Here is a 25889-nt window from a genome sequence, read left to right as displayed (position 1 = left end):
AAAGGATTCATCGCCTCATCCAGTCGCAAGCCCTCTACATAAGGCCAGTCGATCAAAGCAAAACCAGACCGCTGTCCCGGCATGCTCTTGGGATCCTGCAAGGTTTCAAAGCGGATGTATTTGGCATTCGAGGTTGGCTCGACTTGCTTGAGCAGTGCCGAAATCGGAAAACCAATCCACGGAATAACCATCGACCACGCCTCAACACAGCGCAGGCGATAAATACGCTCCTCCAATTGATACGGCTTCATGAAGTCTTCCAGCGCATAACGCCCTGGCTTCCCCACCTCGCCGTCCACCACCACACTCCACGGTTCGGTTTTCAGCGAACCGGCATTCGCCGCCGGATCGCCCTTGTCGGTACCAAACTCATAGAAGTTGTTGTAGTGGGTGGCGTCTTTATAAGGTGTGATCGCCTCATCCTTGACATTGACAGCGCCCCACTTGGTAGCAGAGAGCTTATCGGCAAGCCAGGCAGGTGCCTTGCCGGTCTCGACATCGGCATATCGCGCCGCATCGTCGGCACTGGCCCAGCGCGGAAGACTGCCCACGGCAATACCGGCCGCGGTGGCTCCGAGCAACTGACGTCGAGAAATGTAAATGGATTCAGACGTGACATCCGACTCATGGCAGTCAGACGCTTTAGGGATTTTGATCAGCATGACAACTCCGCAGCTTTGGAGGACAGATGCACCCGTAGACTGCGGAGTATGAGGGAAATTACATCACTCGACGTTTTTGTGCCGACGAAGATGCAAAAGGTACTGAATCGGTCCCGAAGCCGCATAGGCGAGGAACACCAGCAACAGAATGCGCGGCGGATCGCTGAAGACCACGGCGAACACCAACACCACTGCGAGAATCGCAACGAAAGGCACCCGCCCTTTCAAGTCCAGCTCCTTGAAGCTGTTGTACTTGATGTTGCTGACCATCAGCATGCCGGCCGCCGCCACCATCAGCGCGACCAGGAAGGACATCTTCGAACCCTGAATGCCGTAATCGCTGAACGCCCAGACGATGCCCGCCACCACGCCGGCCGCAGCCGGACTGGCCAGACCGATGAAATAGCGTTTGTCCGCAGTGCCAACCTGAGTGTTGAAACGCGCCAGACGCAATGCCGCGCCCGCTACATAAATGAAGGCAACCATCCAGCCGACCTTGCCCATGTCACCCAATGCCCAGCCAAAGGCGAGCAATGCAGGCGCAACACCAAAGGCAACCATGTCCGACAGCGAGTCATACTCGGCGCCGAACGCGCTTTGCGTATTGGTCATGCGAGCCACACGGCCATCGAGACCGTCGAGCACCATGGCGACGAAAATTGCGATCGCAGCAAACGCGAAGTACTTGCTCGCGCTGGCGGAGTCCCCGGCGCTCAAGGCAGCCTGGGCACTCATCGAGTTGATGATGGAATAGAAGCCTGCGAACAGGTTGGCAGTGGTGAACAGATTCGGCAGCAGATAGATACCACGATGCCGGACTTTACGACCTTCTGCGTCGTGCCCTTCTTCGATGTGTTCATCGATGGGCAGCAGGCTTTCGGCGTCAGAAGCCTTGTTCGGCTCTTCGGGACGTTCGCTCATGGACATTACCTTGCAACGGTTTGGAGAAATTCGACAGGTGTCTGGGACGACGGTTCGGCCACAAACGATGCAGCTTTATACCAGAACCACAGTCTCAAACGAAAAAACGCGGCCGAGGCCGCGTTTTTCGTACAAGGGACGACGACTTAGTTTTTGGCTTTGTCGACGATCTTGTTGGCACCGATCCACGGCATCATGGAGCGCAGTTGCTCGCCGATGATTTCGATACCGTGAGCGGCGTTGTTACGACGCTTGGCGGTCATCGAAGGGTAGCCGGTTGCGCCTTCGCTGATGAACATTTTGGCGTATTCGCCGTCCTGAATACGTTTCAGGGCGTTGCGCATGGCCTGACGGGATTCGGCGTTGATCACTTCCGGACCCGTCACGTACTCGCCGTATTCAGCGTTGTTGGAGATCGAGTAGTTCATGTTGGCGATACCGCCTTCGTACATGAGGTCAACGATCAGTTTCAGTTCGTGCAGGCACTCGAAGTAAGCCATTTCCGGCGCGTAGCCAGCTTCAACCAGGGTTTCGAAACCGGCTTTTACCAGTTCAACGGTACCGCCGCACAGAACGGCTTGTTCGCCGAACAGGTCGGTTTCGGTCTCGTCCTTGAAGGTGGTTTCGATGATGCCGGTACGACCGCCACCAACACCTGCCGCGTAGGACAGAGCAACGTTTTTGGCGTTGCCCGAGGCGTCCTGGTAGATCGCGATCAGGTCAGGGATACCGCCGCCTTTCACGAACTCGGAACGTACGGTGTGGCCCGGGGCTTTCGGCGCGATCATGACCACGTCGAGGTCGGCACGCGGAACAACCTGGTTGTAGTGGATCGCGAAACCGTGGGAGAAGGCCAGGGTGGCGCCTTTCTTGATGTTCGGCTCGATTTCGTTCTTGTACAGGGAAGACTGGAACTCGTCCGGGGTCAGGATCATGACCAGGTCGGCAGCAGCAACAGCAGAAGCAACGTCGGTCACTTTCAGGCCATGGGCTTCAGCTTTGGCAACGGTGGCCGAACCTTTACGCAGACCAACGGTAACGTCGACACCGGAGTCTTTCAGGTTGCACGCTTGGGCGTGGCCCTGGGAACCATAACCGATGATGGCAACTTTCTTGCCCTGGATGATCGACAGGTCGCAGTCTTTATCGTAGAAAACTTTCATGAATTTCCCCTTTATATCCAGGCCGTTCAGGCCATTCGCTAATTTGGTTTAGATGCTGAGTACTTTGTCGCCGCGGGCAATGCCGGTCACGCCGCTACGGACGGTTTCCAGAATCGATGCGGTGCCGATGGACTGAATGAAGCTGTCGAGCTTGTCGCTGGTACCGGTCAATTGAACGGTATACACGCTGGCACTGACATCGACGATCTGTCCACGGTAAATATCGGTGGTGCGTTTGATCTCGGCGCGCTGGGCGCCAGTGGCCTTGACCTTGACCAGCATCAGTTCGCGCTCGATGTGAGCACTTTCCGACAGGTCCACCAGCTTGACCACTTCGATCAGCTTGTTCAGGTTTTTGGTGATCTGCTCGATAACTTCATCGTGGCCAACGGTGGTCAGCGTCAGACGCGACAGGGTCGGGTCTTCGGTCGGGGCCACGGTCAGGCTTTCGATGTTGTAGTTGCGCTGCGAGAACAGGCCGACTACACGAGACAAAGCGCCGGGTTCGTTTTCCAGAAGCAAGGAAATAATGTGCCGCATGATTAAGTACGCTCCGTCTTGCTCAGCCACATATCGCGCATGGAGCCGTCTTTGATCTGCATCGGGTAGACGTGCTCGCTGGTATCGACCGAAATATCGATCACAACCAGGCGATCCTTCATGGCAAACGCTTCCGCCATCTGCGACTTCAAGTCTTTCGAGTCGGTGATGCGCATGCCAACGTGACCATAGGCTTCAGCCAACTTGACGAAGTCAGGCAACGATTCCATGTACGAGTGCGAGTGACGGCTGCCATAGCTCATGTCCTGCCACTGACGAACCATCCCCAGAACACCGTTGTTCAGGATGACGATTTTTACTGGCAAGCCATATTGCAGGCAGGTCGACAGCTCCTGGATGTTCATCTGGATACTGCCTTCACCGGTAACGCAGGCAACGTCGTCTTCCGGGAAGCTCAACTTGATGCCCATCGCCGCCGGGAAACCGAAGCCCATGGTGCCCAGACCACCGGAGTTGATCCAGCGGTTCGGCTTGTTGAACGTGTAGTACTGCGCAGCGAACATCTGGTGCTGGCCCACGTCGGAAGTGATAAAGGCATCGCCCTTGGTCACTTCGCAGAGGGTTTCGATCACGGTCTGCGGTTTGATCTTGCTGCCGTCGCCCTTGTCGTAAGGGAACAGGCCGCGATCACCGCGCCATTCATCAACCTGTTTCCACCAACTGGCCACGGACTCCTTGTTCGGGGTCTCGCCGATTTCCTTGAGGATCGCGACCATTTCGGTCAGGACGCTCTCCACCGGACCAACGATTGGCACGTCGGCTTTAATGGTCTTGGAGATCGAAGCCGGGTCGATGTCGATGTGGATGATCTTGGCATTCGGGCAGAACTTCGCCGCGCCGTTGATCACGCGATCGTCGAAACGTGCGCCGACAGCCAGGATCACATCAGCATGGTGCATCGCCAGGTTGGCGGTGTAGCTGCCGTGCATACCCAGCATGCCGATGAACTGACGATCAGTACCCGGGAAACCACCCAGGCCCATCAACGTATTGGTCACTGGCAAGTTGAGCATTTTCGCCAGTTCGGTCAGCGGTGCGGAACCGTTGCCCAGAATCACGCCACCACCGGAGTACAGCACTGGGCGCTTGGCCGCCAGGAGCATTTCTGCCGCCTTGCGGATTTGCCCCGAGTGGCCACGAACGGCCGGGCTGTAGGAACGCAGCTTGGCTTTTTTCGGGAAGACGTATTCGAATTTCTCGGCCGGGTTGGTCATGTCTTTCGGGATATCGACCACGACCGGGCCCGGACGACCGGATTGCGCCAGGTAGAAGGCTTTCTTCATGACTTCCGGGATTTCCGAAGCGTGCTTGATCATGAAGCTGTGCTTCACGATCGGCCGGGAGATACCGATCATGTCGGTTTCCTGGAACGCGTCGGTGCCGACCATGGTGCTTGGCACCTGACCGGAAATGATCACCATTGGAATCGAGTCCATATAGGCGGTGGCAATACCGGTAATGGCGTTTGTGGCGCCTGGACCGGAAGTCACCAATACCACGCCGGCTTTACCGGTGGCACGGGCGTAGCCGTCAGCCATATGGGTCGCCGCTTGTTCGTGACGAACCAGGATGTGGGTCACTTCCGGTTCTTTGAACAGGGCATCGTAAACATGCAGGAGAGCACCACCCGGGTACCCGTAGATATATTTGACGCCTTCGTCACGCAAGAAGCGGACGAGCATCTCACCGCCAGATAAAAGCTCCACGTTGTTCACCTCTAAAACGCCAGAATACCGTCCACAAAAAAGGGGCGGGTCTTAATAGGTTTACTTCTCGGCAGAGCATGAGCGACGGTGGTCGCCGACTACGTCAGCACTGACTGAGCAAGTATTGGGATCGTCCCAAGTGTTGCGGGCCTTTCCCACCCAGCGCGAGGTAACGCGTTGCGGGTGTAACAGGTCGGCGCGGATGTGCGCCTCATGATCTACCGAGTGGGTCTGCTTCTGGCAGTCCCTCTACAGCGGACTTTGGATTCTTCTGTTTCGCCCTCTCCAAGTCAAGCCGTCTATGTGACTAATTGTGGGTAAGCACATGAGAACGCAAGAAAAAACCTGAAAACAGCTACTCTGTTAGCGTCAATTGCGCAATTTTGCCAAGGAATCAGCATGCGAACGCTCCTCCTCACTCTGCTGATCGGCCTCAGCCCATGGTGCATGGCCGCTCAAATCTACAAATGGGTCGACGCCCAAGGTGTTACGCACTTTGATTCGCAGCCGCCACAAGGTCAGCAGTCGACAACCTTGCAGACGCCCTCCTCACCCCCACCGAAACCTGCGGCAATGTCGGGCAGCAGTGTATTGGGCAATCAGAAGGCGATTGATGACAAGGTGAAGAAACAGGTCGCCGACCAACAGGCACAGCTCAAACAGTTTTGCGAACAGGCGCGCACGAACCTTGCGCAGTTGCAGAACAATCCGCGCTTGCGGGAAGAGGTGGAGGGGCAGTTGCGCCGGATTGATGATGCGCAGCGCCAGGAACGTATCGCCGAAGCTCAGAAGCAGATTGCGCAGAATTGTGAATAGACGCCTGTAGGAGCTGCCGCAGGCTGCGATCTTTTGATTTTAAAGATCAAAAGATCGCAGCCTGCGGCAGCTCCTACATTGATCCGGTGTCCGTTCCAGAAAGGACTCGATCAGCGCGAGGCAGTGATCAGCAGGTCAAACTCTTTGAGCAGCACCTGCAACTGGCGATCCTTGCCCTGCAGATTGCGCTGGGCAAAAACCATTTCGGCCATTTCCTGAATGCCCGAGGCATTCGGTAGCGGCAGATCCTGCTCGAGGATCATCTTCATCCGCGGCAGGAAGATCCATTGCAGCCATTGCTCGAAATCGAGCGTGTCGACCGAAAACGGCTCGACACTGCTCAAGGCTTCGACCGATGGCTGAACTTCATCCCACCAGCCCTGCGTACGCAGTTCACGCTCGATCAGCAACAACTGATCGGCGATTTTCGGGAAACGAACGTCCATCACAGCGATACCTTGGCCTTCTGACGGGCCAGGGCTGCGCCAGCGGAATCACCTTGTTTCTCGCGGGACTGAGCAATGATGTCCCACAGATTGGCCTGCAAGTCCGGACGGCCGTTGGCCATGGTCAGCGCACGGCGAGCGAATTGCTCGGCTTGCGGCGCATCGCCTTGAGCCATGCGCACCTGCGCCAGACGATAGAGCACTTGTGGCTCACGCGGCGCTACGCGTTGCGCGCGTTCCAGACTGGAAGACGCACCGTTGAGGTCGCCACCTGCCTGTTGCTGTTGAGCTGTGGTCAGCAAGGCAAGCACCGGGCCGTCCAGTTGCTCGTCGGCCGAGAGACCGCCGCCACTGCTGGCCGAAGGAATACCGCTCGGTGTCGAAGGCATGCTGTAGCTGCCGGTGTTGATCGGAGCCGACTCGGCCGGCGAAGGATTGTAAGGCCCCGACGTGATGCCGCCCGACGCCGGACCCGGCACGATCGGCGAAGCACTGATCGGTGTCGATGTCGTCGCGCCGCCACCCGGCACCATCACCACCACGCCAGTGTCGCCTTGCGGGATAGCCTGAGTCTGCGCCTGCACAGGACGCTTGACGGTCGTTTGGCGGAAGCCGCCATTGGCCGAAATGCGTTCGCTGTTGGATACCGCCGTACCCGAATCGACCACCGGGATCGAACCACGCTGTACGGTAGAGCAGCCGCTGAGCAAAGCCACGGCGGTCACCGCTGGAATCAACCACTTGTTCACTTGAAACCCTCTTTGCTTAATTCATCCAGCCCTTGACCCAATCCATCACCGATTCGCCGCTGGCAGGTGTTTCACCTGCACACGCAGCGCCGGGAGGCGGTTCGCTGCCGCGAATATACGGCATCTGCACTGCCCCCGGGCAGTTGGCGTCAGAGCCTTGCCCAGTACGCGAATCGACCCACGCCTGTACGACGTTGTCCGGCTGCGGCATGTCCAGCGGCAGCGGATCAGCCTTGCGCATGAAACTGGTCCAGACCTGCAACGCACCGGTGGCACCGGTGAACGGTGTCTTGCCGTTGTCATCACGACCCAGCCACACCACCGCCAGCAGATCCTGACTGAAACCGGCGAACCAACTGTCACGCGAATCGTTACTGGTCCCGGTCTTGCCGGCCAGGTTCAGGGTTTTCGGTAACACGTTATAAACCGAACTGCCGGTACCTTCACGCATGACCCGCTGCATGGCGTTCTGGATCAGGTAGATGGAGGCCGGATCGAAACGCTGCTGAATCTGGAACGGATAACGCTTGAGCGGCTCGCCTTCGGCGGTCAGTACGCTGCGAATCCCACGCATCGGCGTATTGAAGCCACCGTTGGCGAGGGTCTGGTACATGGTCGCGACTTCGATCGGAGTCATGCCGCCGGCACCGAGCAACATCGACGGGTACGCCGGGAATTCCCGCGTTACGCCCAGACGTCCGAGCGTTTTGAGAACATTCGGCACGCCCACTTCCAGGCCCAGACGCGAGGTCGACAGGTTGTAGGAGTGCGCCAAGCCTTGATAAAGGAACACTGTGCCGTGTGAACGACGATCGTAGTTCTGCGGTTTCCACACCTGACCGTCCGCGCCTTTGACCGTCAGGGGGTCATCCGACAGCCAACTGGTCAGCGTGTACTGGCTCGGTTTTTCCAGCGCAGTCAGATAAACCGCTGGCTTGATCAACGAACCGATCGGCCGCACGGCGTCGAGCGCACGATTGAAACCGGCAAAACTCGCCTGTCGGCTGCCGATCATCGCCTGGACTTCGCCGGTTTCCGGGTTGGTCACGACCATCGCCGCTTCCACGTCATCGGAGCCCTTGCGCCCGGCCAGACGCTTGAAGGTGTCGTTGACCGAGGCTTCAGCCTTCATCTGCAGGATCGGGTCGAAACTGGTGAAGATCCGCAGGCCTTCTTCGGTCAAGTCTTCGTCGCGATAGTCTTCGCGCAACTGACGCTTGACCAGATCGATAAAGCCCGGGAAGGAGCTGTCAGCGAGTTTGCCGCGAGTGGTCACACCCAGCGGCATTTTCTTCGCTGCTTCAACCTGCTCGGCCGTGGCTACGCCTTGTTGCTCAAGCACGTCGAGCACCAGGTTACGCCGCTCCAGCGCACGTTCCGGGTTGCGACGCGGGTTGTAGTAGGACGGCCCCTTGACCATGCCGACCAGCAACGCAACCTGATGCAGTTTCAGCTCGGACAATGGCTGACCGAAGAAGAACTGGCTGGCCAGACCGAAACCGTGCACCGCACGCTGACCGTCCTGACCGACAAAGACCTCGTTGAGGTAGGCCTCAAGGATTTCCTTTTTGTCGTAATGCAGCTCAAGAAGCATCGCCATCATTGCTTCGGTGAGCTTGCGGCTGAGGCTGCGTTCGCCAGTCAGGTAGAAGTTTTTCACCAACTGCTGGGTCAGCGTACTGCCGCCCTGAGTCATCTTGCCGCCGGAGGTGTTTACCCAGATCGCGCGAGCAATCGATTTCGGCGACACACCCCAGTGACTGTAGAAATCGCGGTCTTCGACGGCGACCAGCGTTTCGAGCAGGTACGGCGGCACCTGATCAAGCTTGATCAGGATGCGGTCTTCGAGGTTCTTCGGATAAATCCCGCCGATCAGCAGCGGTTCCAGTCGCACCACCGACAGCTTGGAGCCATTGGTCGCCGACAGTTCGGCGACGTAATCACCCGAGAAACGCACGCGCACCGGCTGCGGTTTCTCCAGACCTTCATAGAACTGGAAACCACGGGTATTCAAATCGACGGTGTTGCCGGAGACCGCTGCGGCACCGGGGCCATTGCTCACGGCTTCGCGACGATAGCCGAGGGCATCGAGTTCGGTGAGGAAATCGTCCTTGCTGAGCTTTTGTCCGACGAACAGCTCGAGCGGGCGCGCGTATACCTTGGCCGGGATGGTCCAGCGCTTGCCGGAGAACTTCTCCTGCACCACGGCATCGAGGTAAACGGCGAAGCCGGCCAGCACCACAAGGCCGACCAGACTGAGTTTAATGGCCCAGCTCAGCCACGGGCGCAGGCCCTTGGATGGTGGTTTTTTCTTGGTACGGGGGGATCGAGATCGAGTCATGGCGGCGGATTATACGCACTTTATTCATACTCAACAGGAGCGCTCCGAGGTTTGCGTCGGGCTGGCGAGCGGCCATAATGGCGACCTCGAATTTCCCCCAGTCTCTGAAGGATCGCCCGTGAGCCAGTCACTGATCGCTGCCCTGCAAAACCCGGCCCTCTACCCGCACCCCGTCGAAGGATTCCAGGTCATCGAAACCCATATCTCGTGGGTGATCCTCACCGGTCCCTTCGCTTATAAAGTGAAGAAGCCCGTGAATTTCGGCTTCCTCGACTTCACCAACCTCGAACAACGCGAGCATTTTTGCGCTGAAGAGCTGCGTCTGAACCAGCGTCTGACCGACGATTTGTACCTGGAAGTGTTGCCGGTCACCGGCAGCATCGAAGCTCCGCAACTGGGCGGCGACGGTCCGGCCATCGAATACGTGCTGAAAATGCGCCAGTTCCCGCAGACCGGTTTGCTCAGCACCCTGCAAGCCAACGGCGAGCTGACCACCCAGCACATCGACGAAATGGCCGAGCAGATCGCCCGTTTCCACCTCAGCGCGCCAAAAGTCCCGGCCGAACACGACGCCGGCACCCCGGACAGCGTGATGGCACCAGTCGCGCAAAACTTCGAACAGATCCTGCCGTTCCTCAGCGACAAAAACGATTTGCTGCAACTCGAGGCACTGAAAGCCTGGGCCGAAAGCAGCTTCGAACGCCTCAAGCCGCTGTTCGCCCAGCGCAAGACCGAGGGTTTCACCCGCGAATGCCACGGCGACATCCACTTGGGCAACGCCACCGTCATCGACGGCAAAGTGGTGATCTTCGACTGCATCGAGTTCAACGAACCGTTCCGCTTCACCGACGTCTGGGCCGACACCGGCTTCCTGGCGATGGACCTGGAAGACCGTGGCCTGAAATCGTTGGCTCGCCGCTTCATCAGCCAATACCTGGAGCTGACCGGCGACTATCAAGGCCTGGAAGTGTTGAACTTCTATAAAGCCTATCGCGCACTGGTTCGCGCCAAGGTTGCACTGTTCAGCATGCCGGCGGACGCGACTCCGGTGCAGCGCGCTACTACCCTGCGCCAGTACCGCAACTACGCCAACCTGGCGGAAAGCTACAGCACTATTCCTTCGCGTTTCATGGCCATCACCCACGGTGTTTCCGCTGTCGGTAAAAGCCACGTGGCCATGCGCCTGGTCGAAGCGCTGGGCGCGATTCGTCTGCGTTCCGATGTTGAGCGCAAGCGTCTGTTCGGCGAGCAAACTGTGGCCAATGATGTGCAGGCCGGCATTTATAGCGCCGACGCCAGCACCAAGACTTATGCGCGCCTGCATGAAATCGCTGAAGTGATCCTGCACGCCGGTTTCCCGGTGGTCATCGATGCGACTTACCTGAAGCGTGAGCAACGCGACAGCGCCGCAAAAATCGCCGAAGCCACCGGGACGCCGTTCCTGATCCTCGACTGCAACGCACCACAAGCAGTGATCGAGAGCTGGCTGGCGATTCGTCAGGCAGACAAACAAGATCCGTCCGACGCCACCCTGGCCGTGATCGAAGCCCAACAGGCCAACCGTGAAGCACTGACGCCGGAAGAGATTCTGCGCAGTAAACGCGTGCAAACCAATGAATCCGGCACGCTGGACACCGTGGTCGCGCAAATTCGCCAACGCCTGCCAGGCCTGTAAGCAACTATTTCGGCCGTGGAGCCCTCGCTGGCTTCACGGCCGTCAAATAGTGGCACTATACTGGCGTCATAAAACCAACGGTGATATGACATGAGCCAGCCGAAACTTCTCGACACCCCGCTGTATGCCTTGCTGCACAAAGATGACATCACAGGTTTCAACAAGGAGCGCCCGCAAGACGGCCCGATCGACATGGTCGGCGGCGACTTCCGGGGTCTCGACTTGCGTGAACTGAACGCCGATGGCGTGGATTTCAGGGACGCGTATTTCCGTTCCGCCGATTTGCGTGGCATCGACTTCCGTAACGCATCGCTGGAAGGCGCAAGCCTGGCTCACGCGCAGATTTCCGGGGCGTACTTCCCGCCGGAGCTGAGTGCCGACGAGATTCTGATGTCGATGAATTTCGGTACGCGCCTGCGTTATCGCACTCGCTAAATCTCCCTCACTCCCAGACATAACGCCTACCCCTGTAGGAGCGAGCCTGCTCGCGATATCGGTCCAACATTCAACAAATATGTTGCCTGTCAGTCCGCTATCGCGAGCAGGCTCACTCCTACAATGATCTGTGCCCCCCTCCTTTCTGCGTCCGCAGGCCATTCAAGCGCCCTTTCTTAGAAGCGTTTGGGCTGAATCCGACCAAACAACCACGCTTTTCCTACTGATGGCTACACTCCTGAGAAGCTCGCCCACGCACCATTCGGCCGTCGCAAGGAGGCTTGATGAATGATGAACTGCAACACCTGAAGAATCTTGGCAAGACGTCGGCGCAATGGCTGCATGCCGTGGGCATCCACAGCGCCTCGGACTTGCGGCGCCTGGGCGCGGTAGACGCCTACCGGGCCGTGCGTACCCGCGGGTTTCGTGCGTCGAAGGTGTTGCTGTATGCGATCGAGGGCGCGCTGATGGATGTGCATTGGAACGACATCCCGGCCGAACGCAAGGACGCTCTGAACAAGCAACTCGAAGCCATTTCCTCGCGTCACAAGAACTGAACGGGCGCTGACCGTCATGTACCTGCTTGGGGAACAATCGGCGCTTGCCGACGCATTGATCAACCGTTTGCAGAATTTGCCTGCACAGTGGCTGGAAGGCCTTGAATCGTGCGGGCCGGCACTTGAGCTGGAAGCGACTGAGGATTTGATGTCGCAGCTACCTGGCGATCAGCTGTTTTTGCTGACTGAAGGTGTGATCACCGGCTACATCGGCACACGCGCACTGTTTTATTGGCAGGAGGGCGATTTCATCGGTCTCCTGCGAGGTGATGATTGGGGCGATTCGCGCCTGTGCAGTGACGGGCCGTTGCGTTTGACGCCCTATCGGCGCAGTGATGTGTTGCAGCACTTGTTTGCCGATACCAATCGGGCGGAACAATTTATCCAATACGTCCTGGGCCAGATGGCTCTGCTCGCCCACGCAGTGGCCGAGCTGAAACCGCGAGAGTTTCGCAGCACCAACGGTTTCAAACGGGTCGAGGCCGGTGAAATCCTGATTCACCAAGACGACGCCGCCGATCACGTATTTGTGATCATCGACGGGCATGCCGAAGCTTTTGTCGATGGGCAGAAGGTTGGCGAGGTGCCCAAGGACGAAATTTTCGGTGCCATGGCTGTGTTCACCGGTGAACCGCGCAACGCCACCGTGATTGCCCGTGAACGGAGCACGGTGATGCTGATTCCCGCTGATCATTTTTTGAGCATGACCCGCAGCAATCCGAAAATTGCCCACAGCCTGATCGAGAGCATGGCCCGACGAATCGGCCAACTCAACCGCCAGATCATTCAGTTGAGCGCAAACAAGGAATAGCGCCGAGCCCTTTATTTACAGGGCACACAGGCCATTTCAGAGACTAAATAAAATAAATCCAGAAACAGCGGTTGACTTGGTAATGAGAATCGCTATGATTATCACAACTGGTCGCGAGATCAGTCGATATTCTGAAAAGCCCTTGGTTCGGACTCTCAGATTATCTCCTCATCAGGCTAATCACGGTTATTTGACCCGGTTTTTACCGGGTCTTTTTTTGCCTGTGGAAAAGTCATTTTCCGAACTGTTTGCGCATCTCTTCACAGTAATCGCGCTTGGGCGTAGCCGCTGTGTACCAGACATAATCGGCCATCTTCGCAGTGATGTCGGCACCCTGCTCCGCCAGCATCAGCACCTTGGGTGCCTGGGTCGCGCCCAAGTCCACAACATGCAGCGGCACCCCGACATCCTTGCGCGCATGCCATGCGCCAGCCAGCAACAAGGAAGGTGTCGGCGCTGCCAATAAACGCTCGGCCATACGTCGATCGCGTTGTTGTTGAACCGCCAGCATCGCCGGCATCTGCGACTCTGGCAGCAAGCCACAGTGAGACTCGCTGATCTGCCCCAGCAAAGTCGCCTTCACGTCATCAGCATTGCTGCGCCGACCACTCAAGACTGGCGGATTGCGATAGAAAGCGCGGATTTCAGCGTTATCCAGATTGGCCGCCCGCAACGGGTACGGTTGTGTGAGGGCGAAACGGACAATCGGCCCGTAGAGATTCCAGTCCCAACCCTCCTGCCAGGCCAGCGCGCCGGGGAGATCGTTTGGCATCTGCGCGGACTGCCGCACCGCATCAACCTTTGTCTGCTGATCCGGCGTGAGCATTTCCAAAAGCAGACTTCCCTCAGGACGCTGCTCGCCAAGCGACTGCAGCAGCCACAATTCGACGGCGTGGTGATCGGCGTTGTCATGCTGCTCGCCGATGATTACCCGCGACGGTGCTGCAAGGCGCGTCAGTAATTGCTGCGCCGTCAGCACCTGGCCACTTTGCAGATCACGAATCTCACCACCGATTGGCGGCGCGGCAACATGCTGGCACCCAGCAAGCCACAGCATCGCCAACAGCCACATCCCGCGCATGCAATCACCTCGACAAAAAATTCAGCGGGCGATGATCAGCGGATGCCCACGCTCCGGGTGCGGTTGCACCAGCACTTCAAGACCGAACACGTCTTTGAGAGTATCCGGTTGCAGCACTTGCTGCGGCGTATCCAGTGCTACCGGTCGTCCGCCCTCAAGCAGCAACACGCGATCACAATAGCGCGCCGCCAGATTCAGATCATGCAAGATCACCAGCACCGCCGCACCACGGTCAGCAAACTCGCGCACGGCTTGTAGAGTGGTGTGTTGATGCAGAGGATCAAGCATCGACGTCGGTTCATCCAGCAGCAGCGTTTGCCCGACCTGTCCCGGCCAGAGCTGCGCCAGTACCCGCGCCAGATGCACGCGCTGACGCTCGCCACCCGACAACGCCAGATAACTGCGCCCGCTCAGATGCCCGGCATCTGCCGCTGCCAGTGCTGCGGCGACAATCTCGTCATCACGCACCCGACCGCTCTGATAAGGCAAACGCCCCATGCCGACCACTTCTTCAACACGAAAGGCAAAATCCAGCGTCGACACCTGCGGTAACACAGCCAATCGCTGAGCGCGCTGTGTGCCCGTCCAGTGAGCCAATGTTTCACCATCGAGCGAGACTTCGCCCTCACTTGCCGCCAATTCTCCACACAAGGCACCGAGCAAGGTGCTCTTACCGGCGCCGTTCGGCCCCAGCACACCCAGCACTTCGCCCGGCTCGAGTTGCAAGGTCACTCCGCTGAGCACGGTTTTGCGGCCACGGAGGATGTGCAGATTGTGCGCACGCAACATCAGGCACGCCCTCGCAGCAGCAGATAAAGGAAGAATGGCGCGCCGATAAACGCCGTGACAATACCGATCGGCAACTCCGCCGGTGCCAGCGCCAGCCGCGCCACCAGGTCGGCCAGCAACAACAGGCTCGCCCCGGCCAGCACCGAGGCCGGCAGTAACACTCGATGATCAGGCCCCGCCAGCAAGCGCACCAAATGGGGCACCACCAGCCCGACAAACCCGATCATCCCCGCTGCTGCCACCGCCGCGCCGACACCCAGCGCCGTACAAAACACCAGTTCACGTTTGAGCCGTTCGACATCAATCCCCAGATGCCCGGCCTCGGACTCACCCAACAGCAACGCATTCAATGCTTTCGCCCGACGCGGCAACCACAGCGCAACGCCTGCACTGATAATCAGCAGGGGCCACAACCGCGCATAACTGGCGCCATTGAGGCTGCCGAGGTTCCAGAACGTCAGCGTGCGCAACGTCGCGTCGTCCGCCAGATAGGTGAACAGGCCGACCGCCGAACTGGCCAGCGCCGTCAGCGCAATCCCCGCCAGCAACATGGTCGCGACATTGGTTTGCCCGTTGCGCCGACCGAGCCGATACACCAGCGCCGTCACCCCGAGCCCACCCAGAAATGCACACATCGACAACAGATAAGGCCCGAACCACTCCGGCAAACCACCGAAAAACGAGCCGCCGACAATCGCAATCGCCGCACCCAACGCCGCGCCACTGGACACCCCGACCAGCCCTGGATCCGCCAGCGGATTCCGGAACAGCCCCTGCATCGCCACGCCCGACAACGCCAGCACCCCGCCAACCGCCAGCCCGAGCAGGGTTCGCGGCAAACGAATCTGCCCGAGAATCAGTTCAGCCTGCTCCAGACCGTCTGGCGCCAACGGCACACCGACCAGACGCAACGCTGCGCGCAGGGTATCGAACAGCGGCAGGCTGACCGGCCCCAGCGCCAGCGATAACCAGATCGCCAGCAAACACAGGAGCGTCAGGCCAATGAACAGGCCTCGGGGTTTAACCAGTGTGGTCATTGGCCGCTCTTGGCCGGGTAAAAACCGTCAGACAGGGTTTTCAACGCTGCCGGCAGTCGCGGCCCGAGCCCGCCAACCAAAAGGGTCGGATCAAGTTCCAGCACACGCCCGGCCTTGGCTGCGCGACTTGAATTGAGAATCGGATTTTCCTTGAACAACGCGGTTTTCGCCGCCTCACCGGTCAACGCACGGTCGGCGAACACCAGCACTTCAGGATCAAGACTGGCAAGGGATTCCACGGAGAACGGCTTGTAGCCAGTGTGTGTGGCGAGGTTATGCCCGCCCGCCTGTTGCAGCAGCCAGTCGGCGGCGGTGTCCTTGCCGGCGATCAACGGTTTGCCACCGGCATGGCCGAGCAACAACAGCACACCCGGTGCCTTGTGTTTGGACTGTGCCTCAACAACCCGCGCTTTCTGAGCATCGAGTTGCTGATGATAACTTTGCAGCAACTGCGCAGCCTGAGACTCGGCGCCGAGCAATTGCCCCAGATGAGTAACGTTCTTTTGCAGTGTCGGCAGATCCGGCTGAGCCGAGAACAATTCCACCTGCACCTTGGCCGCTTTCACCTGCGACAGCACCGGCGGCGGTCCCATTTCTTCGGTGCCGATGAGAATGTCCGGGCGCAGACTGAGAATGCCCTCCGCGGAAAGGCTGCGCTGATAACCGATGCTCGGCAGCGACTTCAATGATTCGGGATGCTGGCTGGTGGTATCGACGCCCACCAGTTTCGCCTCGCCGCCCAACGCACTGACCCACTCCGACAACGCTCCGCCGGCACTGACCCAACGTTGCGGCAAATCAGCCGATGCAGCCTGATGACTGACGAAAAATCCGGCACACAGCACAGCAACGCGGGTACTCAGGCGCATAACAGCTTCCTTGAACAAGGTTTTCCCGGGCATCAGGATGACAGGCCAAGTATCCTCGGCATGTGGCAGACGCCTGTGGGCGACGGCCGCCATTTGATAATTGTTTGCATTTAAACGTCAAGCTCGGACATATCCGGACACGAGCGGACATTAGAGGATAGCCATGAAGTTTCTCTGCGCGGGTGCCGAACTGGCCGAGGCCGGCAGCCGCGGTTTCGATATCGACGGCAAAAAGCTCTTTGCCGTGCGCCGCAATGGCCAGGCCTATGTCTACCTGAATCGCTGCCCACACCGGGGCGTGGGACTGGAATGGCATCCCGACCAGTTTCTCGACCCGAGCAACAGTCTGATCCAGTGCGCGACGCACGGCGCACTGTTTCTGATCGAAGACGGCGAATGTGTTGCCGGGCCCTGCGCCGGGCAATCGTTGACGGCCATTGCCAGCCGGGAAGATGCGCAGGGCCTGTGGATCGATGTTTAACCGTTGAGCAGCACGTCGAGTCGGCGGTCGATCACTATCTCTTCATGATCCAGCCGCACCCCATAAGCCAGCACCTCAACCCCATCGGCAACCGCTTCGCGTAAGGCATCGGCGTAGGCCGAATCGATCTCCACGGCAGGACGCACTGCCTCAATCCCGGTGAGATTCACGCAATACAACTGCACCGCACGAATCCCGTCCCGCGCCAGATGCGCCAGCTCGCGCAAATGCTTGGCGCCACGCTGGGTCACCGCATCAGGAAACGCCGCTACGTTCGTGCCATCAAACCCCAGGGTGACGCTTTTCACTTCTACACAAGCGGGGCCGCTTGGGTATTCGAGGCGAAAATCAATGCGGCTCTTTTCCTGTCCGTACGCCACTTCACGCTTCAATGCGGTGAATCCGTTCAACTCGCTGATGACGCCGGCCTGCAAGGCTTCTTCGACCAGCCCGTTGGCGCGCCCGGTGTTCACACAAAACAGCCGCCCCTGCGGGGTTTCGCCGATTTCCCAAGTGCCGGGCAATTTGCGTTTAGGGTCGTTGGAACGACTGAACCAGACCTGCCCGCCTTCGACCTGACAATTAAGCATCGAGCCGGTGTTCGGACAGTGGAGGGTCAGCAATTCGCCACCGACGGTTTCGACATCAGCGAGAAAGCGTTTGTAACGACGGATCAGCCGCGCCTCTTCCAGAGGAGGATAAAAGCGCATCAGCCTTGCCAGCTCTTCAAGCCACGGGCGATCCGTTCCACCGCTTCCTGTAAGCGAGGGAGGTTTTGCGTGTAGGCAAAACGCACATGATGACTGGCCTGATAGCGGCCGAAATCCAGCCCCGGGGTAAACGCCACATGCTCGGTTTCAAGGAAATGACGGCAGAACGCGAAGGCATCACCGCCGAACTTGCTGATATCGGCATACAAGTAAAACGCGCCTTCCGGCTCTACGGCGATGTTGAAACCCAGTTCGCGCAGCGCCGGCAGCAGGAAGTCCCGACGCCGACCAAATTCAGCGCGGCGCTCCTCGAGAATGGCAATGGTGTCCGGCTCGAAACAGGCCAGTGCCGCGTACTGCGCCATGCTCGGCGCGCTGATGTAGAGATTTTGCGCCAGTTTCTCCAGCTCGCTGACCGCGGCGTCCGGCGCGACCAGCCAGCCCAGACGCCAACCGGTCATGCCGAAGTATTTGGAGAAACTGTTGAGGACGAAGGCGCTGTCATCGACTTCCAGCACACTCGCTGCATCGGTGCCGTAAGTCAGGCCGTGGTAGATCTCGTCGACGACCAGATGCCCGTGTCGCGCCTTGATCGCTGTGGATAACCCGGCCAACTCATCGCGGGTCAGGATCGTCCCCGTCGGGTTGGCGGGCGAAGCCACCAATGCGCCGACACTGTCGTGATCCCAGTGCCGCGCGACCAGGTCTGGCGTCAATTGATAGCGCACGTCAGGGCCTACAGGCACGAGCTGCGCCGCACCTTCGACCAGGCGCAGAAAGTGCCGGTTACACGGATAACCCGGATCGGCCAACAGCCAGTGTTTGCCGGGGTCCACCAGCAACGCGCTGGCCAGCAACAAGGCGCCGGAGCCGCCGGGTGTGATCAGAATTCGTCGCGGATCAATGTTCAGTCCATAACGCGACTGATAAAAACCGGAAATCGCCTCGCGCAACTCGGGAATGCCGCGCGCGGCGGTGTAACGCGTCTTGCCCGCCGTCAGCGCCGCTTGCCCTGCGCGGATGATCGGCTCGGCCGTGGTGAAGTCCGGCTCGCCGATCTCCAGATGGATAACGTCGTGACCTTCAGCCTGCAATTCATTGGCCCGCGCCAGCAGCGCCATCACATGGAACGGTTCGATCGCACGACTGCGCGCACTGTAGGGCTGAGCCATTGGTTTTCCTTCGACGGCGAAAAAGAGACGATTCTACTCATCTCCCGGAACGAGCGAGAACCCGCCGAGGTCACAGCCTGAAGAACGCTGGACTGTAACGATATGAGCGTACGCTCCAGGATTGACTAAAATCAGTGATTGAACAGGTCTCCCACACCGCCAGACACGGCTTGCCAAACATTTGCAAGCGCCACCCGCCGGGGGCTCGACATCCGGGAGTAGCGCAGGCCGAATTGATCTGGTAAGTTCGCCCGCTTGCAGCCGCAGGGCCGGCAGGTGTCGGTGATGGAGCAATCCTGCGCAATGGATTACAAGAGTAGAGGCGGTCCATTTCATGCCCACCCAAGCAAAGCAACAGCAGAATCAGACGATCAGCGGTTTCGAACCTTATGTTCCGGCGAAAGGTGAGGAGTACATGGGCGCCCCGATGCGTGCGCACTTCACCAAGGTCCTGAACAAGTGGAAACAGGAGTTGATGCAGGAAGTCGACCGCACCGTTGACCACATGAAGGACGAAGCGGCAAATTTCCCGGACCCGGCCGACCGTGCCAGCCAGGAAGAAGAATTCGCCCTCGAGCTGCGCGCCCGCGACCGCGAACGCAAGCTGATCAAGAAAATCGACAAGACACTGCAACTGATCGAAGACGAAGAGTACGGCTGGTGCGAGTCCTGCGGCGTCGAGATTGGCGTAAAACGCCTCGAAGCACGCCCTACAGCCGACATGTGCGTCGACTGCAAGACACTGGCGGAAATCAAGGAAAAGCAGGTCGGCAAGTAATCTCGACCTGAACGAAAAACGGAGCGTGCGAACGCTCCGTTTTTGTTTCTGCCTTTTGCCTTCGCTTTTGTAGGAGTGAGCCTGCTCGCGAAAGCGTCCTTTCAGACAATTCAATGTTGCCTGACACACCGCTTTCGCGAGCAGGCTCGCTCCCACAAAGGTAATGTGCGCGAATCCTGAAAAGTTATATTGCTGCCATGACTGCCAAAACCTCCCCCGCTTACATCGGTCGTTTCGCCCCGACCCCCAGTGGCCACCTGCACTTCGGCTCGCTGGTCGCCGCCCTCGCCTCTTACCTCGATGCCCGTTCGGTGGGCGGTCGTTGGCTGGTGCGCATGGAAGACCTCGATCCGCCGCGTGAAGAACCCGGTGCTCAGGCAGCGATTCTCAAGGCGCTGGAAAGCTACGGCTTCGAATGGGATGGCGAGATGGTGCGTCAGAGTGATCGGCACGCTGCCTACGCCGACGTCCTCAACAGCCTGTTCAATCACGGTCTCGCTTACGCCTGCACCTGTTCGCGCAAGCAACTCGAGCCGTATCACGGCATTTATCCGGGACTGTGCCGTAACGCCGGGCATGACCAGCAAGACGCCGCCATCCGCCTGCGTGTGCCGGAGCTGGAGTACCACTTCATCGACCGCGTGCAGGGCGAATACCGTCAGCATCTGGGCCGCGAGGTCGGCGATTTCGTTATCCGTCGCCGCGACGGCCTCTACGCTTATCAATTGGCCGTGGTCCTCGACGATGCCTGGCAAGGCATCACCGATATCGTGCGCGGTGCCGATCTGCTCGACTCGACGCCACGTCAGCTCTACCTGCAAGAACTCTTGGGCCTGCGTCAGCCACGCTATCTGCACCTGCCACTGATCACGCAACCGGATGGCAACAAGCTCGGCAAATCCTACCGTTCACCGCCGCTCGAAGCGGATCAAGCCACGCCGTTGCTGCTGCGTGCCCTGCGTGCATTGGGGCAAAACCCTGGCCCGGAACTGCTGCATGCCTCGCCACAGGAGCTGCTCAACTGGGGCAGCATCCACTGGGATGCAAGCAAGATCCCGCGCACACTGACCCTGCCCGAAGCGCAACTGTCATGACGAGACTTGCAGTCGCGCCGCCATCCGTTACCATCGCCGCACGTTTTCGGGCACGCGCATAAAAAAGAGAGGCCGGGATGTACATCTATCGCTTGGTCCTGCTTTTAGTCGTGGGGATCTACCTGTTTTCCCCCGCCATCATGGATTGGTGGATCGACGCTACGGGCGCCTGGTATCGCCCCTATCTGCTCTGGCTGATCCTGATTGTCGTGACCTTCATCCTGCAGAGCCAAAAAGATGCCGATGAGCTTTAGCCTGACCCAGATGATCCTGATCAGCGCCGCGTACCTGGCGGTGCTGTTCGGCGTTGCCTGGATCAGCGAACGGGGCATGATCCCGCGGGCGATCATTCGCCACCCACTGACATACACCTTGTCGCTGGGGGTTTACGCCAGTGCGTGGGCGTTCTACGGCACGGTCGGCCTGGCTTATCAGTACGGCTACGGCTTTCTGTCGAGCTACCTCGGGGTGTCCGGCGCGTTTCTGCTGGCGCCGGTGTTGCTCTATCCGATCCTGAAAATCACCCGCACTTATCAACTGTCGTCGCTGGCGGATCTGTTTGCCTTTCGCTTTCGCAGCACCTGGGCCGGCGCGCTGACCACAATTTTCATGCTGATCGGCGTCTTGCCGCTGCTGGCGCTGCAGATTCAAGCGGTGGCCGACTCGATCGGCATTCTCACCGGCGAGCCGATTCAGAGCCGCGTGGCGCTGGCGTTCTGTGCGCTGATCATTCTGTTCACGATCTTCTTCGGCTCCCGGCATATCGCCACCCGCGAGAAGCACGAAGGTCTGGTGTTCGCGATTGCCTTCGAGTCGGTGATCAAACTGATCGCTCTCGGCGGCGTCGGTCTCTATGCGTTGTACGGTGTGTTCGACGGCCCGCAACAGCTTGAGCTGTGGCTGTTACAAAATCAGACTGCTCTCGCCGCACTGCACACGCCGTTGCAGGAAGGCCCATGGCGCACGCTGCTACTGGTGTTCTTCGCCTCGGCGATCGTGATGCCGCACATGTATCACATGACGTTCACCGAGAACCTCAACCCGCGTTCATTGGTCAGTGCGAGTTGGGGCTTGCCGTTGTTCCTGCTGCTGATGAGCCTGGCGGTGCCGCTGATCCTCTGGGCCGGACTCAAGCTCGGCGCCACCACCGACCCGGAATATTTCACTCTCGGCATCGGCATTGCCGCCAACAGCAAGCCGCTGGCCTTGCTGGCCTATGTGGGTGGGCTGTCAGCGGCCAGCGGGCTGATCATCGTCACCACCCTGGCGCTGTCGGGCATGGCGCTAAACCATCTGGTGTTGCCCCTTTATCAGCCACCCGCCGAGGGCAACATCTACCGCTGGCTGAAGTGGACACGCCGCGCGCTGATCGTCGCGATCATCATGGCCGGCTTCGGCTTCTACCTGATGCTCGGCGCCGGGCAGGACCTGGCCAACCTCGGCATCGTGGCCTTCGTCGCCACGTTGCAATTCCTGCCGGGTGTGTTGTCGGTGCTGTACTGGCCGACCGCCAACCGTCGCGGTTTCATTGCCGGTCTGCTGGCGGGGATCCTGGTGTGGGTCATTACCATGCTGTTGCCGCTGGTCGGCAATCTGCAGGGCTTCTACATACCGCTGCTGAACATGATTTATGTGCTGGATGACACCAGCTGGCACATGGCGGCCATCGCGTCGCTGGCGGCCAACGTCTTGATGTTCACCCTGATCTCGCTGTTCACCAACGCCAGCCCTGAAGAGGCTTCCGCCGCCGAAGCCTGCGCTGTGGATAACGTCCGTCGCCCACAACGCCGCGAGCTGCACGCCGCCTCGCCACAGGAGTTCGCCACGCAGTTGGCCAAACCGCTGGGCGCCAAGGCTGCGCAGAAAGAAGTCGAGCAGGCGCTGCGTGACCTTTATCTGCCGTTTGACGAGCGTCGCCCTTACGCCTTGCGCCGTCTGCGCGACCGGATCGAAGCCAACCTTTCCGGCCTGATGGGCCCGAGTGTGGCGCAGGACATGGTCGAAACCTTCCTGCCCTACAAGGCCGGTGGCGAAAACTACGTCACCGAAGACATTCACTTCATCGAAAGCCGTCTCGAGGATTACCACTCACGCCTCACCGGTCTGGCCGCCGAACTCGATGCCTTGCGCCGCTACCACCGCCAGACCCTGCAGGAACTGCCGATGGGCGTCTGCTCGCTGGCCAAGGATCAAGAGATCCTGATGTGGAACAAGGCCATGGAAGAGTTGACCGGGATCGCCGCACAACGGGTTGTCGGTTCGCGCCTGAGCACCATCGGCAATCCGTGGAAAGAGTTGCTGCAGGGCTTCATCAATCTGCCTGACGAACACTTGCACAAACAGCATCTGGCCCTCGACGGTCAGACTCGCTGGCTGAACCTGCACAAAGCAGCGATTGATGAACCGTTGGCGCCGGGCAACAGCGGTCTGGTGCTGCTGGTAGAGGATCTGACCGAAACGCAGATGCTCGAAGACAAACTGGTGCATTCCGAGCGCCTGGCCAGCATCGGTCGTCTCGCGGCCGGCGTGGCCCACGAAATCGGCAACCCGATCACCGGTATCGCTTGTCTGGCGCAGAACCTGCGCGAAGAACGCGAAGACGACGGCGAGCTGACCGAGATCAGCGGACAGATTCTTGAACAGACCAAACGCGTGTCACGCATCGTGCAGTCGCTGATGAGTTTTGCCCATGCCGGCAGCCATCAGCACAGCGACGAGCCCGTTTGTCTGGCAGAAGTCGCGCAGGATGCAATCGGCCTGCTGGCCTTGAACCGGCGCAATTTCGAAGTACAGTTCTACAACCTCTGTGATCCGGATCACTGGGTCGAAGGCGATCCGCAGCGGCTCGCCCAGGTACTGATCAATCTGCTCTCCAACGCCCGCGATGCCTCGCCTGCCGGCAGTGCAGTGCGGGTCAAGAGTGAAGCCGGCGAACACACGGTCGATCTGATCGTCGAGGACGAAGGCAGCGGTATTCCGAAGAACATCATGGATAGATTGTTCGAACCTTTCTTCACCACCAAGGATCCTGGCGAAGGCACCGGTCTGGGCCTTGCACTGGTCTATTCCATCGTTGAAGAGCATTATGGACAAATCACCATCGACAGCCCGGCTGATGTACAAAGCCAACGCGGCACCCGTATCCGGGTGACCTTACCGCGTCATGTCGAAGCGACGTCCGCTGTGAACTGAGACCGTCGAGAGTATCGAATCAATGCCGCACATTTTGATCGTCGAAGACGAAACAATTATCCGCTCCGCCTTGCGCCGCCTGCTGGAACGCAATCAGTACCAGGTCAGCGAAGCCGGTTCAGTGCAGGAAGCACAAGAACGCTTCACCATTCCTACGTTCGATCTGATCGTCAGCGATCTGCGCTTGCCAGGCGCGCCGGGCACCGAGCTGATCAAGCTCGGCCAGGGCACGCCGGTGCTGATCATGACCAGCTACGCCAGCCTGCGGTCGGCGGTCGATTCCATGAAAATGGGCGCGGTGGATTACATCGCCAAGCCTTTCGACCATGACGAAATGCTTCAGGCTGTCGCGCGAATCCTGCGCGACCGTCAATCGGCACCGGCTGCCGGTGAAGTGGTAACCAGCAAATCGGCCAATGGCAGCAGTAAATCTGCCGTCGACAACAGCAACGGTGAGATCGGCATCATCGGTTCGTGCCCGCCGATGCAGGATCTTTACAGCAAGATCCGCAAAGTCGCGCCAACCGATTCCAATGTATTGATCCAGGGTGAGTCCGGCACCGGTAAAGAACTGGTGGCCCGTGCCCTGCACAACCTGTCGAAACGCGCCAAGGCACCGATGATTTCGGTGAACTGCGCGGCCATTCCGGAAAGCCTGATCGAGTCCGAACTGTTCGGTCACGAGAAAGGTGCATTCACCGGCGCCAGCGCCGGTCGCGCCGGCCTGGTCGAAGCGGCGGACGGTGGCACGCTGTTCCTTGATGAAATCGGCGAACTGCCGCTCGAAGCCCAGGCCCGTCTGCTGCGCGTATTGCAGGAAGGTGAGATTCGCCGTGTCGGTTCGGTGCAGTCGCAAAAGGTTGATGTGCGCCTGATCGCGGCCACTCACCGGGACCTCAAGAGCCTGGCGAAAATCGGCCAGTTCCGTGAAGACCTTTATTACCGTCTGCACGTGATCGCGTTGAAACTGCCGGCCCTGCGCGAGCGCGGTGCCGACGTCAACGAAATCGCCAACGCCTTCCTCGCTCGCCAGAGCGCACGCATCAACCGCACTGACCTGAAATTTGCTACCGATGCCGAACAGGCGATCCGGCACTATTCCTGGCCGGGTAACGTGCGCGAGCTGGAAAACGCGGTCGAGCGCGCGGTGATTCTCAGCGAAAGCCCGGAAATCTCCGCCGACCTGCTCGGTATCGATATCGAGCTGAGCGATCTGGAAGACGACGAATTCATCGGTCTGCCACCGCAAACCGCCGGTAACGCCAGCAACAGCAGCCACGAGCCGACTGAAGACTTGTCACTGGAAGACTACTTCCAGCACTTCGTCCTCGAACATCAGGACCACATGACCGAAACCGAACTGGCGCGCAAACTGGGCGTCAGCCGTAAATGTCTGTGGGAACGCCGTCAGCGTCTGGGTATCCCACGGCGCAAGACCGGGGTCGCCAGCGAGAGCTGAACGTTACCTGTCGAGTGTGCGGGTAACGCTTGAAGATGTGAAAAAACTGTTACCTCAGTCTTGTCACGTAACAAAAGCCGGGGTTATCGGTAACGAAACCCCGGCTTTTTTTCGCCCCTCGAAAACGGTTATATCGACCTAACCCCTTGTTTTATTGGGTTTCGCAAAAGTTGGCACGGCACCTGCTATATGTTTAGTACAAGAACAATAACAAGCAATGCACAAGACAATAAAAATAAGACGAATCGACTCACGCACAATAAAAACAAGACGGCGAGAGGCGCAGCTAACTGATTCTTTTGGAGAGGCGTTGTATTTGGGGCTTGCCCCACGACCAGGCCGAGAACAACAAAAACTGTCCTAAGACAGAGCCTGTACTGGTTG

At 59.0% G+C, this 25889-nt stretch carries 25 protein-coding genes (1 of these 25 running past the window's edge); 11 read left to right on the top strand and 14 right to left on the bottom strand.

Features of this window, described 5'->3' with window-relative positions:
* The 5 genes from msrP to JFT86_RS11470 form a co-directional block, all read right to left on the bottom strand.
* Nucleotides 1-662, bottom strand: the 5' portion of a protein-coding gene (msrP, locus tag JFT86_RS11490; RefSeq protein ID WP_201236795.1) for a protein-methionine-sulfoxide reductase catalytic subunit MsrP. Its footprint begins 352 nt before the window's first position; only the first 662 of its 1014 coding nucleotides appear in the window; its start codon is at nt 660-662; its stop codon lies beyond the left edge, outside the window.
* Nucleotides 663-725: 63 nt separating this feature from the next.
* On the bottom strand, nt 726-1583 hold the full coding sequence (gene pssA, locus JFT86_RS11485; RefSeq protein WP_201236794.1) for a CDP-diacylglycerol--serine O-phosphatidyltransferase: 858 nt from the start codon (nt 1581-1583) through the stop codon (nt 726-728).
* A 146-nt stretch (nt 1584-1729) separates the two neighbouring features.
* A complete protein-coding gene (gene ilvC, locus JFT86_RS11480) occupies nt 1730-2746 on the bottom strand; it encodes a ketol-acid reductoisomerase (protein ID WP_201236793.1) in 1017 nt (338 codons plus the stop codon).
* Nucleotides 2747-2794: 48 nt separating this feature from the next.
* Nucleotides 2795-3286 (bottom strand): acetolactate synthase small subunit, encoded by a 492-nt coding sequence (gene ilvN, locus JFT86_RS11475; protein WP_003176102.1) that lies wholly within the window; start codon nt 3284-3286, stop codon nt 2795-2797.
* Between the two features lie 2 nt (nt 3287-3288).
* Nucleotides 3289-5013: an acetolactate synthase 3 large subunit gene (locus JFT86_RS11470; RefSeq protein WP_201236792.1), complete on the bottom strand. Its 1725-nt coding sequence runs from the start codon at nt 5011-5013 to the stop codon at nt 3289-3291.
* A gap of 399 nt (nt 5014-5412) precedes the next feature.
* On the opposite strand from JFT86_RS11470, the gene JFT86_RS11465 reads away from it, so the two are divergent.
* Nucleotides 5413-5829, top strand: a complete 417-nt coding sequence (locus JFT86_RS11465; RefSeq protein ID WP_201236791.1) for a DUF4124 domain-containing protein — start codon at nt 5413-5415, stop codon at nt 5827-5829.
* Between the two features lie 110 nt (nt 5830-5939).
* Here the strand turns inward: JFT86_RS11465 and JFT86_RS11460 are convergent, their stop codons facing one another.
* The 3 genes from JFT86_RS11460 to mrcB are packed head-to-tail and all read right to left on the bottom strand — an operon-like array spanning nt 5940 to nt 9365.
* A complete protein-coding gene (locus JFT86_RS11460) occupies nt 5940-6275 on the bottom strand; it encodes a YqcC family protein (RefSeq protein ID WP_201236790.1) in 336 nt (111 codons plus the stop codon).
* Nucleotides 6275-7024, bottom strand: a complete 750-nt coding sequence (locus JFT86_RS11455; protein ID WP_201236789.1) for a hypothetical protein — start codon at nt 7022-7024, stop codon at nt 6275-6277. Before JFT86_RS11455 ends, JFT86_RS11460 begins: the two co-directional genes overlap by 1 nt.
* Before the next feature lie 16 nt (nt 7025-7040).
* Complete coding sequence (mrcB, locus tag JFT86_RS11450) at nt 7041-9365, bottom strand: penicillin-binding protein 1B (RefSeq protein WP_201236788.1); 2325 nt, start codon at nt 9363-9365, stop codon at nt 7041-7043.
* Nucleotides 9366-9483: 118 nt separating this feature from the next.
* On the opposite strand from mrcB, the gene JFT86_RS11445 reads away from it, so the two are divergent.
* From JFT86_RS11445 to JFT86_RS11430, 4 genes are all read left to right on the top strand, one after another.
* Nucleotides 9484-11040, top strand: a complete 1557-nt coding sequence (locus JFT86_RS11445; RefSeq protein WP_201236787.1) for a bifunctional aminoglycoside phosphotransferase/ATP-binding protein — start codon at nt 9484-9486, stop codon at nt 11038-11040.
* A 90-nt stretch (nt 11041-11130) separates the two neighbouring features.
* Complete coding sequence (locus JFT86_RS11440; protein WP_007909940.1) at nt 11131-11475, top strand: pentapeptide repeat-containing protein; 345 nt, start codon at nt 11131-11133, stop codon at nt 11473-11475.
* A 284-nt stretch (nt 11476-11759) separates the two neighbouring features.
* Entirely contained in the window at nt 11760-12032 is a 273-nt protein-coding gene (locus JFT86_RS11435; RefSeq protein WP_003228231.1) for a TfoX/Sxy family protein, read from the top strand.
* A gap of 16 nt (nt 12033-12048) precedes the next feature.
* Nucleotides 12049-12843: a cyclic nucleotide-binding domain-containing protein gene (locus JFT86_RS11430; RefSeq protein ID WP_201236786.1), complete on the top strand. Its 795-nt coding sequence runs from the start codon at nt 12049-12051 to the stop codon at nt 12841-12843.
* A gap of 232 nt (nt 12844-13075) precedes the next feature.
* Here the strand turns inward: JFT86_RS11430 and JFT86_RS11425 are convergent, their stop codons facing one another.
* The 4 genes from JFT86_RS11425 to JFT86_RS11410 are packed head-to-tail and all read right to left on the bottom strand — an operon-like array spanning nt 13076 to nt 16619.
* Entirely contained in the window at nt 13076-13924 is an 849-nt protein-coding gene (locus JFT86_RS11425; protein WP_201236785.1) for a ChaN family lipoprotein, read from the bottom strand.
* A 21-nt stretch (nt 13925-13945) separates the two neighbouring features.
* Complete coding sequence (locus JFT86_RS11420) at nt 13946-14713, bottom strand: heme ABC transporter ATP-binding protein (RefSeq protein WP_201236784.1); 768 nt, start codon at nt 14711-14713, stop codon at nt 13946-13948.
* On the bottom strand, nt 14713-15696 hold the full coding sequence (locus tag JFT86_RS11415) for an iron ABC transporter permease (RefSeq protein WP_201238586.1): 984 nt from the start codon (nt 15694-15696) through the stop codon (nt 14713-14715). Before JFT86_RS11415 ends, JFT86_RS11420 begins: the two co-directional genes overlap by 1 nt.
* 50 nt (nt 15697-15746) lie before the next feature.
* On the bottom strand, nt 15747-16619 hold the full coding sequence (locus tag JFT86_RS11410; protein WP_201236783.1) for an ABC transporter substrate-binding protein: 873 nt from the start codon (nt 16617-16619) through the stop codon (nt 15747-15749).
* A 163-nt stretch (nt 16620-16782) separates the two neighbouring features.
* On the opposite strand from JFT86_RS11410, the gene JFT86_RS11405 reads away from it, so the two are divergent.
* Nucleotides 16783-17100: a Rieske (2Fe-2S) protein gene (locus JFT86_RS11405; protein ID WP_201236782.1), complete on the top strand. Its 318-nt coding sequence runs from the start codon at nt 16783-16785 to the stop codon at nt 17098-17100.
* Here JFT86_RS11405 and sfsA read toward each other — a convergent pair.
* Both sfsA and JFT86_RS11395 read right to left on the bottom strand, forming a co-directional pair.
* The gene (sfsA, locus tag JFT86_RS11400) at nt 17097-17810 is read right to left on the bottom strand and encodes a DNA/RNA nuclease SfsA (protein ID WP_201236781.1); all 714 of its coding nucleotides are present in this window, start codon (nt 17808-17810) and stop codon (nt 17097-17099) included. The two genes, JFT86_RS11405 and sfsA, sit on opposite strands and share 4 nt — an antisense overlap.
* Nucleotides 17810-18982 carry a pyridoxal phosphate-dependent aminotransferase gene (locus tag JFT86_RS11395; RefSeq protein WP_103306555.1) on the bottom strand — a complete coding sequence of 391 codons (1173 nt, stop codon included), beginning with the start codon at nt 18980-18982 and terminating at the stop codon, nt 17810-17812. Before JFT86_RS11395 ends, sfsA begins: the two co-directional genes overlap by 1 nt.
* 334 nt (nt 18983-19316) lie before the next feature.
* Here JFT86_RS11395 and dksA point away from each other — a divergent pair, with 334 nt between their 5' ends.
* From dksA to JFT86_RS11370, 5 genes are all read left to right on the top strand, one after another.
* Nucleotides 19317-19760 (top strand): RNA polymerase-binding protein DksA, encoded by a 444-nt coding sequence (gene dksA / locus JFT86_RS11390; RefSeq protein ID WP_201236780.1) that lies wholly within the window; start codon nt 19317-19319, stop codon nt 19758-19760.
* Nucleotides 19761-19957: 197 nt separating this feature from the next.
* Nucleotides 19958-20854: a tRNA glutamyl-Q(34) synthetase GluQRS gene (gene gluQRS, locus JFT86_RS11385; protein ID WP_201236779.1), complete on the top strand. Its 897-nt coding sequence runs from the start codon at nt 19958-19960 to the stop codon at nt 20852-20854.
* 77 nt (nt 20855-20931) lie between these two features.
* Nucleotides 20932-21108 (top strand): hypothetical protein, encoded by a 177-nt coding sequence (locus JFT86_RS11380; RefSeq protein ID WP_003176118.1) that lies wholly within the window; start codon nt 20932-20934, stop codon nt 21106-21108.
* The gene (locus JFT86_RS11375; protein WP_201236778.1) at nt 21092-24046 is read left to right on the top strand and encodes a sensor histidine kinase; all 2955 of its coding nucleotides are present in this window, start codon (nt 21092-21094) and stop codon (nt 24044-24046) included. The genes JFT86_RS11380 and JFT86_RS11375 overlap by 17 nt, the downstream gene beginning before the upstream one ends.
* A gap of 22 nt (nt 24047-24068) precedes the next feature.
* Nucleotides 24069-25505, top strand: a complete 1437-nt coding sequence (locus JFT86_RS11370; protein WP_201236777.1) for a sigma-54 dependent transcriptional regulator — start codon at nt 24069-24071, stop codon at nt 25503-25505.
* Nucleotides 25506-25889 lie beyond the last annotated feature (384 nt).

Source organism: Pseudomonas sp. TH06 (genome assembly GCF_016651305.1).
Lineage (GTDB): Bacteria > Pseudomonadota > Gammaproteobacteria > Pseudomonadales > Pseudomonadaceae > Aquipseudomonas.
This window is presented reverse-complemented; position numbering and strand designations above follow the sequence as displayed.